This is a genomic window from uncultured Chitinophaga sp. (assembly GCF_937874145.1).
Lineage (GTDB): Bacteria > Bacteroidota > Bacteroidia > Chitinophagales > Chitinophagaceae > Chitinophaga.
On record NZ_CALNBI010000127.1, the window covers coordinates 1 to 11183 of the forward strand.

General features: G+C 55.9%; 10 protein-coding genes and 1 pseudogene. 2 read left to right on the forward strand and 9 right to left on the reverse strand.

The genetic code is table 11. The annotated features are described in order from the left end of the window. On the forward strand, window positions 1–659 hold a 659-nt coding region (bla, locus tag Q0510_RS05720; protein ID WP_298709063.1), incomplete at its 5' end, for a class A beta-lactamase. A 74-nt stretch (window positions 660–733) separates the two neighbouring features. Here bla and Q0510_RS05725 read toward each other — a convergent pair. From Q0510_RS05725 to Q0510_RS05765, 9 genes are all read right to left on the reverse strand, one after another. Then, window positions 734–1933, reverse strand: coding sequence for a DUF1501 domain-containing protein (locus tag Q0510_RS05725; protein ID WP_298709065.1), 1200 nt, complete (start codon window positions 1931–1933; stop codon window positions 734–736). A 17-nt stretch (window positions 1934–1950) separates the two neighbouring features. Continuing rightward, window positions 1951–3396: a DUF1800 domain-containing protein gene (locus tag Q0510_RS05730; protein ID WP_298709067.1), complete on the reverse strand. Its 1446-nt coding sequence runs from the start codon at window positions 3394–3396 to the stop codon at window positions 1951–1953. Between the two features lie 96 nt (window positions 3397–3492). Beyond that, complete coding sequence (locus Q0510_RS05735; RefSeq protein ID WP_298709069.1) at window positions 3493–4569, reverse strand: HesA/MoeB/ThiF family protein; 1077 nt, start codon at window positions 4567–4569, stop codon at window positions 3493–3495. A 40-nt stretch (window positions 4570–4609) separates the two neighbouring features. Continuing rightward, complete coding sequence (locus Q0510_RS05740) at window positions 4610–5668, reverse strand: M48 family metallopeptidase (protein ID WP_298709071.1); 1059 nt, start codon at window positions 5666–5668, stop codon at window positions 4610–4612. 6 nt (window positions 5669–5674) lie between these two features. Further along, the gene (locus Q0510_RS05745) at window positions 5675–6220 is read right to left on the reverse strand and encodes a GNAT family N-acetyltransferase (RefSeq protein WP_298709073.1); all 546 of its coding nucleotides are present in this window, start codon (window positions 6218–6220) and stop codon (window positions 5675–5677) included. A gap of 85 nt (window positions 6221–6305) precedes the next feature. Next, window positions 6306–6602 carry a cytochrome c gene (locus Q0510_RS05750; protein WP_298709075.1) on the reverse strand — a complete coding sequence of 99 codons (297 nt, stop codon included), beginning with the start codon at window positions 6600–6602 and terminating at the stop codon, window positions 6306–6308. Between the two features lie 145 nt (window positions 6603–6747). Then, window positions 6748–8022, reverse strand: a complete 1275-nt coding sequence (gene serS / locus Q0510_RS05755) for a serine--tRNA ligase (RefSeq protein ID WP_298709077.1) — start codon at window positions 8020–8022, stop codon at window positions 6748–6750. 45 nt (window positions 8023–8067) lie between these two features. Further along, window positions 8068–9738 (reverse strand): NAD+ synthase, encoded by a 1671-nt coding sequence (locus Q0510_RS05760; protein ID WP_298709079.1) that lies wholly within the window; start codon window positions 9736–9738, stop codon window positions 8068–8070. A 41-nt stretch (window positions 9739–9779) separates the two neighbouring features. Beyond that, window positions 9780–10463, reverse strand: a complete 684-nt coding sequence (locus Q0510_RS05765) for a porin family protein (protein ID WP_298709081.1) — start codon at window positions 10461–10463, stop codon at window positions 9780–9782. Between the two features lie 61 nt (window positions 10464–10524). On the opposite strand from Q0510_RS05765, the pseudogene Q0510_RS05770 reads away from it, so the two are divergent. Next, window positions 10525–11183: pseudogene (locus Q0510_RS05770) on the forward strand (hypothetical protein); the annotation flags it as partial.

Genomic DNA, 11183 nt, shown 5'->3' on the forward strand with positions numbered 1-11183 from the left:
TCCTCAAACAGGTCGACGAAGGAAAACTGAAACTCGATCAAACCGTACCGGTAGCCGCGAAAGATTATTGGGACACTTACAGCCCGCTGAAAGACAGCTTCCCCAACGGCACGAAAGAAAAAACCATCGCCAATCTCATCTACCTGATGGTGTGCAAAAGCGATAACGTAGCCTGCGACGTGCTGCTGGAACTTACCGGCGGCCCTAAGTCCACCAACGATTTCGTTCATGGCCTCGGCGTCAGCAATATGGAGATCATGTTTTCGGAGCAGGACATGCAGCGCAACTGGGAAAACCAGTTCCGCAACTGGGGCAATGCATCCGCCTACACGCATTTGCTGGACATTCTTCATAAAGGCACCGCACTTTCCAAAGCCAGTAACGACTTCATGATGAATACCATGCTCGCAACTACCACCGGCGCCAAACGCCTGCCGGGGCTATTGCCGGAAGGTACGCCTGTTGCACATAAAACCGGTACCGGCCCCACCCAGGATGGTATCTGTGCCGCCACCAACGATGCCGGCATCATCACCCTGCCCAATAAAGAACAGGTAGCCGTGGCGGTGTTCGTATCCATGAGCCCGGCGGAGGAAAGCATCCGCGAATCCGTGATCGCGCAGATCTCGAAAGCTGTATATGACTACTATTCAAAATAACTGTACGTTCTCCGGAATAAAACAGGCCTCCCGCAAAAGCAGGAGGCCTTCATTTTTTTGGTTTGTATACGCGGTCAGATAAAAGACAAATGTTCGTAAGACTGTTGCAGGATGGCCTTATCATCGGCTCTAAGCCACTTTTTCAGCAGCGTGGCGTACACCGATTTGAAGTCCACCTTGTATTGCAGGTCGCCGTCTTTCAGCTGCGTCAGATCCGGGCCGGCGTTGAGGACGCCTTGCTCTTTGAGCCCGCCGCCGATCAGGAACATATTGTTCGCCGTTCCGTGATCGGTGCCGCCGCTGGCATTTTGGGCCACACGCCGCCCGAATTCGCTGAAGGTCATCACCAGCACATCGTCGAACCGGTGGTTCTTTTTCAGGTCTGATACAAAAGGCGCAAGGGCATCGCTGAGCTGCGAGAACAGCCGCTGCTGCTGGTTTTGCTGGCCCACGTGCGTATCGAAGCTGCCATGCGAAACGTAATACACGCTGGTATTGATGTCGGTCATGATCAGCTCTGCGATAGTCTTCATATTCTTGCCCAGCTCGCTGTTGGGATAGTTCTCTTTGCTTTTGTATGTTTTGAATTGCTGCTGGATGTAGCCCGCCGAAGAAATGGTTTCCGCCATGGTTTTGTAGAGGTAATCCACGTTATGGTGCTCGTCGTCGTGCTGCTGTTTGGCGAGCAGATCCCGGAAATACTTATCGTTACTGGCGCCATACAGCCTTTGCGGATCGGTGAGCGCGAGCCCTTTCACTTCGTTGCCCTTCATGGCCAGGCTGAGGGTATCGTCGATCTCGAGAGCCTGCGTGGGCTTGTCGCAGCCTTTGCATTGTGCGTCGAGGTAACGGCCGAGCCAGCCTGTGCCCCAGTAGTCTTTGGAATCGCTGGCGCTTTGCCAGATATCCATGCTGCGGAAGTGGGAGCGGTCGGGGTTGGGATAGCCCACGTTGTTGAGGACGCCCAGGGCGCCGTCGTCGTACAGGCTTTTGAAGGATTTGAGGGCGGGATGGATGCCCAGCTCGTCGTTGAGCGCGAGCGCTTCCTCCCGCTTGATGCCCAGTTGCGGGCGCAGTTTGTAATAAATATCGTTCCGGTATGGGATGATGGTATTAAGCCCGTCGTTGCCGCCGGAAAGCTGGATCACGACCAGGACTTTATTGCCCGGGGGTACGAACTGCCCCTGTTCCATGGCTTTGAGGAATTTGGGGAGCATGAGGCTGGCCGACGCCAGGGAGCCCACTTGTAAAAACCGCCGTCTGTGTATGAGCATGTTCGATGATTTCAGTGTTAACACATTTGGTACTCCGGCGTGCTCATCACGTCGATCGTTACCGTTTTGATGTAGTTTTCGCGCGAGGAGGCGTCGGAATATTTTTCCAGCAGCTGCCGGTCGATGCCCTTGCTGCGTACGAGCAGCGATTGCGCGATGGAATCTGCCAGCTCTTCCCGCTTCACCTCTTTATAACCGTCTACATACGGCTGCCAGTCGACCTGCGCATTAACGCGGCGGGCGTATTGCCGTTTGAGCAGTTCGTTCACCTGCATCGTCATTTTATAATTCTGCCCTTCGCCCATTTCCGGTGTAATCTCTTTCGGTTTGACGTTCAGTTCCTGTGAATAGAGGATGATTTGCGGCACGCGCAGGCGGAACATGAGGCTGGAGCTGTCGATCCAGTTCCTCCCCCCGGGCCATCCTGCCACGTTGGGCGGATAGAAGAGCGTTTGCCCCATTACGCGCTGGAACACCAGCATGGCCTCTTCCTGCTCGAATTGCATGGGCACCGCGCGGCGCAGGCCCACGATCAGTTCCACGGGCGATTTGATGCGGCTGCCCACGATCTTATCATCATAAAACCAATCGGAAAGGAAGATATTTTCCATGAGCGCGCGGAGATCGTACCCGCTGCGGTAGAACTTCCCGGCCAGTTCGTGCTCGCGCGCTTCGTTACCGTCTTCATGTACGAAGTAGCGGTATATTTTCCCGGTGATGAACCGGGCGGTTTGTTTTTGTTCGAGGAGGATGTTGATGACGTCGTCACCGTTATAATTCCCGGTTTTGCCGAGGATGGTTTTGCTGCCTTCGTCGTGTACGTTTTTGCGGAAGCGGAACTGGCCGATTTCGTCGTACCCCCAGCCCGTGAAAGCCCTGGCGGCTTCCTTCACGTCCTTTTCCGTGTAATGGCCGCGCCCTAATGTGAAAAGCTCCATCACTTCCCGCGCGAAGTTTTCGTTCGGCCGCTGCTTGCGGTTTTGCTGGTTGTTGAGGAAACCCAGCATCGCGGGGGATTTGGATACCTCGCTCAGCAAGGTCCCGAAGTTACCCAGGCCATGGCGCCGCAGGGTGTCGAGCAACTGTTGGTTAAAAAGCACGTTCTGCGTCCGGCAGGCGAAATGCCCGTGCCAGAACAGCGCCATCTTTTCCTGCAGCGGATGATCGCTGGTGATCATGGCATGCGTCCATAAAACATTGAGATCCTTGATGCCGTCGGTATTGAGCTTCTGCACCATCCTGCGCTCTTCCGCCCCCATGTTGCGCTGGCGCTGGTAGTCGGGGAGATCGGTTTCGTCCATCACACGGATGGGCGAGGGGGCTGATTGCGGACCGGGGATGACCTTCTTCACCACTTCCTTTCGCTTCTTCTTCATCCAGGACCGGATCTCGGGAAGGCCTTCGCCGAAACCGGCCCTCCAGCCCAGGTGCTGCATTTGTGTATGCAATGGAACAACTGGCATATGCGGAAAAATTTTCAGGTAAGACGGATCAACAATGACCAAAGTTTAACGGTCATCCACCGAAAGCTGAAAAAAACGCAAATACCGTTCCACCGTTCAGTATTTCGCCATGGAAGGGTCGATTTCGCCCGCCCAGGCATGTATCCCGCCGGTAACATTATACACTTCCCGGAACCCTGCCTGCAACAGCAATTCGGCCGTAGCGCGGCTGCGCATCCCGTGGTGGCAGATCATGGCCACCGGGGTATCCCGCGAAAGGGTCGACAGCGAAGCCGCCACCCGCCGCATCGGAATATGGACCGCCCCGTCGATATGGCAATAATCCCATTCATCCTTCTCCCGGACGTCCACCAGCTGGAAGTTGCGCCCTTCATCGAGCCAGCCTTTCAATTCCTGCACGGTGAGCAGCTCAATGGTGCGTGCGTCGCAAACGGCGTTGCCGTAACTTTCCTGCAAAGCGGAGATATCGTGGTTGCCGGGCTGCGGCTGGAAGGTGAACACCTGGTGGGTATTGTCCAGCAACTGGATCGTGAGCAATTGATTGGCCAGCGGCTCCCCGATGCCCGTGAGCACTTTCACCGCCTCCGAAGCCTGGTAACACCCGACGATGCCGGGAAGCACGCCCAGCACGCCTACGTCGTTGCAATCCGGCGCCTCGCCCGGTTCCGGGAAAAGGCAACGGTAAGTGCCGCTGCCGTTATGATTCAGCACGCTCACCTGCCCTTCGTACCGGAAAATGGAACCATACACAAACGGTTTCCCGAGCATCACGCAGGCATCGTTGATCAGATAGCGGGTGCCGAAGTTGTCGGAGCAATCCACCACCAGGTCGTATTGCGCGATGATATCGGGTGCGTTGGCCGTGCTGAGGTATTGGGGGTGCGGAACAAAAACAGTGTCGGGATTGAGCTGCTTCAGCCGGGCGATGGCCACGTCGATCTTGGGCTTCCCTTCATCGGCAACAGTATAGATCACCTGCCGCTGGAGGTTGGTGATGGAAACGGTATCTTCTTCCGCGATCCCGATCCGCCCTACGCCCATGGCGGTAAGGTATTGGAGGACCGGCACACCGAGCCCCCCGGCGCCTACTACCAGCACGGACGCCGCGCGCAGCATTTCCTGCTTCTCTATGCCGAAGCCTTCCAGCCTGATCTGTCTGTCGTATCGGTTCATTTTCCCCTTTCTTTTAGCTACCTAAATTTCGTGAATATTTTTATTTCAACCCAGCCCTGATCTGTTCCCAGGTCGCCTTAAGCGCTGCCGGCATGGGCGGTTCGGGTTGTACGATCTTCTCTTCCACATACTTCGCGCGGCGGCCCAGGTCGGGATGCGAGCTGAGCCATTCGGAAGGCGCGCTGCCGCCGGAATCGCCGAGCGTTTTGAACAGCAAACCGAACCCTTTGCCCGGGATCTGCTGGTTCTTCAGCATGCTCAATCCGTTGAGGTCCGCCTCCTTTTCCAGGCTCCGCGAGTATTCCAGGCTCTTCAATTGGCTGGCGTTCTCCACCAGTACGGCTCCCATGCCTGTCACATCCCCGAAAATAAGGCTCACGGCGGTAAAGGTGCCGAGGCTCTGCATGAGGGAGCGGGTGGTATGCCGCAGGTTGACGTGCGAACTTTCGTGCGCCAGCAGCGCCGCCAGCTCCTCGGGATGCTGCATGCGTTTGAGCAAACCGCTGAATACCACGATGTGCCCGCCGGGAACGGCGAATGCATTCGTCTGGTCGAAGTCCACCACCGTTATTTTGATGGGGTACGGCGACGATACGCCCATCTCCTTGTAGAAAGTATTGACCTGTTCCGTTTGCTTCGGCAGGATTTTATATTCCTTGATGAGGGATTGATACGCCTCTTCGCCCATAGACACCTCGTATTCCACCGGCAGGGCGTTGGCGGCTTTGCCCGCCAGCCAGGGCACGATCCATACGAATGCGGCCACTACGAGCCCCACTACGATGAGCGCCGTGGTAAAGAACGTCAGGTACGCCACAGGATATGCCCGGCGTTTCTTGCCCATCTGCCGGGCGGCAAGCGGGGCAAAGTCGCCGTTGGGAACGATCAGCGTTTGCAGGGGCAGGCCAGTGTGATGGAGGACGCACCCGCCCGGGCGCTCCTCTCCTTTCACTACATTTTCCCAATACCAGAAAACGGTGCGGGGATTACCATGGGCGTCTTTCAGATGGATCTCCAGGCGTTTGTTGGTAACGGTTACATCGGCGCCCTGTATATGATCGGGCGTTTCATAGGAGTAATAACCCTGAAAAGTTTTCATCGGTCGTTATATCGGTTTGATTCTTTTGCTCATGACCACGAGGTCCACCGTCGAACCATCCGGCTGGATGATGCCCTGCGGGATGCGGCCATGTTCGGTAAAATTGAAATTCCTGTACAGCTGGATGGCCCTTTCGTTGTTGGCCAGAACTTCAAAATGGATGATGGCGATGCGGGGATGCGCTTCCGCCCAGCGGATCGCCGATGTCAGCAACCGCCTCCCGATGCCCATGTTCCAATACTTATGCAGTACCGCGATGCCCAGCAGCGCCATATGGTGCTGCTTGCGCGTTCGGCCCTGGTTGAGGCTCACCATCCCGGCGATCTCCCCTTCCACATCCGCCACCAGGAACATGTTGTTCGGATTATCCATGTAGGCACGGATAAACGCTTCTTCCTTCGCCAGGTCGTACTGCAACGACTCCTCGTGCGTGAACAACAAAAAGTCGGTCTCCTCCGTCACCGCCTGGAAAGTATGCAAACAAGCTTGCGCATCCGTGACCTGGGGCGGACGGATGACCAGTTGTTTACCATTGGGAAGGAAGTGGCGCATGCAACAAATATACTGCACCCGTCTGGCTTGCGGGCATAAAAAAGGCGGCTTTTCGGCCGCCGGTACATTGCATTGGTTCTGGTTATCAGGATGCTTTGGCGTGTTTGGTCACAAACGCCACTACAGCCGCTTTCTGGTCATCGTTCAGCTTAGCCTTGCGGGCCATCCTGTCCATGATACCCGGCCATTTCTCGGCGGTTTTGGTTTCGGGGAGTTTGTAGTTGTGGCATTTGGCGCATTTCTCACGGAAAATGGCCTTGCCGTCGGAATCTTCATACTTCGCGAAAGCCGCTTCCACCTTCTCGGTGTTCTTGGGATTGAGGCCGCCGGCACATCCCCACAGCACGACAGCGATGAGCGATAACTGGATGAGTGTTTTCATAATTTGCATTTTTGACCTACAACAAATTAAAGGAAAATTTTCAATGCTGTTTCATTAAATCATGTTGTAACGCATGGATATACGTATAAAAAAAGCGCCCGGTTGCCTGACCGGGCGCTTTCGCTTTGGGTTGCCGAAGGGCGGATTATGCGATCCTGTCGGCCCCGAAATATGTATGCAGCGCTTCCGGCAGCAGGATGCCGCCGGGCGTCTGGTTATTCTCCAGCAATGTGGCCATGATACGGGGGCATGCCAGCGAGCTGCCATTGAGCGAGTGCACCAGCTGGTTCTTGCCGTTTTCGTCTTTGAAGCGCACCTTCATCCTGTTGGTCTGGAAGGTTTCGAAGTTGGAAACGGAAGATACTTCCAGCCACTTCTCCTGCGCGGCGGACCAAACCTCGAAGTCGAAGGTCTGCGCCGAAGCGAAGCTCATATCGCCGCCGCAAAGGTTGAGGATGCGGTAAGGCAGGTTCAGGCTTTGCAGCAGCTTTTCCACATGCGATACCATTTCCTGGAGGGCCTGGTACGACGTCTCCGGATGCACGATCTGCACCAGCTCCACTTTCTCGAACTGGTGGAGGCGGTTAAGGCCGCGCACGTCTTTGCCGTAGGAGCCGGCCTCCCGGCGGAAGCAGGGGCTGTAGGCCGTAATCTTCACCGGCAGCTCGCTTTCCTTGAGGATCTCGTCGCGGAAAACGTTGGTCAGCGGCACTTCCGACGTAGGGATCAGGTAGAAATTATCTTCCTGCATGTGGTACATCTGGCCTTCCTTATCCGGCAGCTGGCCGGTGCCGTATGCCGAAGCCTCGTTCACCAGGAACGGCGGCAGGAACTCGGTGTAGCCGGCAGACGTGTTGAAGTCAAGGAAATAGCTGATGAGGGCGCGCTGCAGGCGGGCTCCCTTGTTTTTGTAGAAAGGGAAACCGCTGCCAGTCACTTTATTGCCCAGCTCGAAGTCGATGAGGTCGTATTTTTTGGCGAGGTCCCAATGGGGCACGGCGCCCTCCGCCAGCGTAGGTATATCACCACCACGGCGGATCTCCAGGTTATCTTCCGGCGTTCTGCCCTTCGGCACATCGGCGCCGGGCAGGTTGGGAAGGCGGACCAGGGTATCGTGCAGCAATTTCTCCGTCGAACGCAGTTGCTCGTCGATCGGGCCCAGCGCCTGCTTGAAGGCTGCCACCTCCTGCTTGCGGGATTCCGCGCCCGACTTATCGCCTGATGCCATGAGCTTTCCGATCTCTTTGGATGCGGAATTCACCTTGGCTTGCGTTTCATCGTATTCGAGCGTCAGTTTCTTGCGCTGATCGTCGAGGGCCAGCACTTCGTCTACCACCACGGCCGCGTCCGTGAAATGCTTCACGGCCAGCCGTTCGAGTACCAGCTCCCTGTTTTGACGGATAAATTGTACCTGTAACATTTTATAATGAATATTGAATTTGGACAAAGATAACGGGGTTCTCCCTTAACTCAAATATTTCCCTACGATGGGCACGCGCCTGCCAATCCCGAAGGCCTTGGACGATACCCGGATGATCGGGCAGAACTGGTTCCGCTTGTATTCGTTGGTGTTCACCAGCTTCAGCGTACGCGCTACCAGCGCGGCGTCGTACCCCCGGGCGATGATCTCCTTCGGCCCCTGCCGCCGCTCAATATACTGGTACAGGATGCGGTCCAGTATCGCGTAATCCGGCAGGCTGTCGGAATCCTTCTGGTTAGGCCGCAATTCCGCCGAAGGCGCCTTGCCGATGATATTCGCCGGGATGATCTCCCGCTCACGGTTGATGTGCCGCGCCAGGGCATACACCTGCATCTTGTACAGGTCCCCCAGCACCGAAAGCCCTCCCGCCATATCGCCGTACAGCGTACCGTAACCGGTCGACAGCTCGCTTTTATTGCTCGTATTGAGCAGAATATACCCGAACTTGTTCGACAGCCCCATCAGCAGGTTCCCCCGGATGCGGCTTTGCGTGTTCTCTTCCGCCACGTTGAAAGGCAGCCCCTTGAAATGAGGCTCCAGCGTCTGCAGGAAGCTTTCGTAAATATCGTTGATGCGGATGATGTCGTAAGGATTGTCGAGGTTCTTCGACAGGGCCACGGCGTCATCCACCGAATGTTCCGTACTGTAGGGCGAAGGCATGAGGATGGCGCGGACGTTCTCCTTGCCCAGGGCCTCCACCGCCAGCGCCAGCGTCACCGCGCTGTCGATCCCGCCGGAAGAGCCCAGGATGGCCTGCTTAAAGCCCATTTTACTGAAATAGTCACGGATACTGAGCACGATGGCCTCCCGGATGCGCCCGATGTTATGGTCGAACGTCAACTCCTCGATCACCGAATTCGGAACGATCGCGGCGCTGGGATTGGGTTTCTTTTTGCCAAGGGCTTCCAGCTCCACGCCCGCCATATCTTCTTCGAAGAACGGCAATTGCTTCACGATCTGCCCTTCGGCGTCAAACCCCATCGATCCCCCGTCGAACACGATCTCCGTTTGCGAACCCACCGTATTGCAGTAATACATGGGCAGGCCATATTTCTTCACGTTTTCCCGGATGATCTCGCGGCGGCTCTCGTCGTGGTCATAATCGAAGGGCGAAGCCGACAGGTTGATCATCACGTCGGGATCCTGAAGTATGAGGCGGTCCATGGGGCAGATCCGGTACAGCGGGTTATCGCCCAGGTTCCAGATGTCCTCACAAATGGTCACCGCCAGTTTTTTCCCTTTGAAAGGAATGACGTTCCATTCATACGCCGGTTCGAAATATCGGTATTCGTCGAATACATCGTAAGTGGGCAGCAGTGTTTTCTGCACCACCTGTTTGATTTCGCCTTCGTACAGGAAGAATGCGGCGTTGAAGAGGTCTTTCCCTTCGAGGTGGGGATTGCGCTGCGGGGCTCCCACCAATACGGCGGTTTTCTGCGTATGCTTCCGGATTTCGTCGATGGCGGCATAGCTCCTGGCGATGAAGTCTTCAAACTCCAGGAAATCCCTGGGCGGGTAGCCGCACACGCATAGCTCGGAAAACACTACCAGATCGGCGCCGCGGGCTTCCGCCGCATGGATGGCTTCGATGATGCGGGCCGTATTGGCCTCGAAGTTGCCGATATGATAATTCTGCTGGGCGAGAAAAATATTCATCCGTACTATTTTAGTCTGGCAAAGGTACGGACTAAAGGGGGTTAAAAATAAATCCCGAGCCGTAAAATGAAGCTGTTGGCGGTCACCCGGCCGTCGTTCCATTTGCCGTTGCGGGTGATATCCACGAAATTATTCTGGTAATTGATGCCCACCACGCCGGTGAGGGTTTCGCTGAGGGGATATTCGATCCCCGCTCCCAGGAGCATCCCGGCCGTCAGCGGCTGGATCTGCCGGAGAACGCCCTGCTTCTCGAATTGCTGCATGTTGCTGATCACATTGGCGCGTGCGCGGATGGGCATACCCACGATACCGCCGAACTGGCCGTAAAAGTCGAAACCTTTCTCCGCGGTGGTGCGCAGCTTCAGCATTACCGGCACTTCGATATATTGCAGGCGCAGGTCGTATTCTGCGGACGTAGTGGTAAACCCGTTGAGGCCTTTGCCGGCTTCGTACTGCATCACGCTGCCGAGGTGCGTAATCTGCACGCCGGACGCCACGGCATAACGCTCTTCCCTGTCAATGAACCAATCGGCCAGCACGCCATAACTGAAATAGAAACGGCCGCTGTTGCGGGTTACGCCGTTCTCCTGCGGGTTGAGGAAAGAAGCCCCCGGATCGATTTTAAAACCAAAACGCATTTTGCGGCCCGACTTTTCAGACATACGGTCGCTGAAAGACTGTGCGGAGAGCGAAGCGGCCGATGCCAGCAGGATGGCGGCCATCATAAAGGATTTCCGGAATACGTTCCGATGCAATATTTTTACCATTCTAAAGTTATTATAGGCGATGCAAAAGTACCTGAAAAATAATATCCTGTATACCCTGATCTTCATTTCCGCCACCATGGCGGGTTGCAGCCGTAAAAAACCCGTCCCGGACGTCAGTCACATCCCCATCACGGTGAAAATCGAGCGGTTCGACAAGGCTTTTGCAGGTATCGATACCACAAACGTTGCCGGCGGCGTAAAATTGTTGCAGGAAATATATCCCGGCTTCACCAACGAATATTTCTCGCATATCCTTTTCCTGCCCAATACGGCAGACAGTGCCACGCTTACCGCAGCAGTACACAGCTTCCTCACGAATAAAGACATCCGGTCCCTGAACGATTCCGTGGGCAGGCATTTCGCCGACCAGCGCCCGCTCGAAAAAGAACTGCAGCAGGCCTTCCGCCTTGCCAAATATTACCAGCCCAAATTCCACGCACCCCAGGTACTCACCTTCATCTCCGCGATCAACAACTACGGCGCCATTACCGTGGATACCGTCCTTGGCATCGGGCTCGATATGTACATGGGCGCGGATTTCCCCGTATACAAACTCATCCCCGACCTGCCCGGATACATGGTACGCCGCTTCACGCCGGAGAACATCCCCGTGAACGTGATGACCGTCCTCTACCAGCAGCTCGACGCACCCCGCGAAGAAGGCACCCTGGCCGAGCA

What these genes read in the sequence shown, in the direction of transcription:
- Q0510_RS05725 (WP_298709065.1), bottom strand. Translation starts at nt 1,933, where the DNA reads ATGCTCATACACAGACGGCGGTTTTTACAAGTGGGCTCCCTGGCGTCG.
- Q0510_RS05730 (WP_298709067.1), bottom strand. Translation starts at nt 3,396, where the DNA reads ATGCCAGTTGTTCCATTGCATACACAAATGCAGCACCTGGGCTGGAGG.
- Q0510_RS05735 (WP_298709069.1), bottom strand. Translation starts at nt 4,569, where the DNA reads ATGAACCGATACGACAGACAGATCAGGCTGGAAGGCTTCGGCATAGAG.
- Q0510_RS05740 (WP_298709071.1), bottom strand. Translation starts at nt 5,668, where the DNA reads ATGAAAACTTTTCAGGGTTATTACTCCTATGAAACGCCCGATCATATA.
- Q0510_RS05745 (WP_298709073.1), bottom strand. Translation starts at nt 6,220, where the DNA reads ATGCGCCACTTCCTTCCCAATGGTAAACAACTGGTCATCCGTCCGCCC.
- Q0510_RS05750 (WP_298709075.1), bottom strand. Translation starts at nt 6,602, where the DNA reads ATGAAAACACTCATCCAGTTATCGCTCATCGCTGTCGTGCTGTGGGGA.
- serS (WP_298709077.1), bottom strand. Translation starts at nt 8,022, where the DNA reads ATGTTACAGGTACAATTTATCCGTCAAAACAGGGAGCTGGTACTCGAA.
- Q0510_RS05760 (WP_298709079.1), bottom strand. Translation starts at nt 9,738, where the DNA reads ATGAATATTTTTCTCGCCCAGCAGAATTATCATATCGGCAACTTCGAG.
- Q0510_RS05765 (WP_298709081.1), bottom strand. Translation starts at nt 10,463, where the DNA reads ATGATGGCCGCCATCCTGCTGGCATCGGCCGCTTCGCTCTCCGCACAG.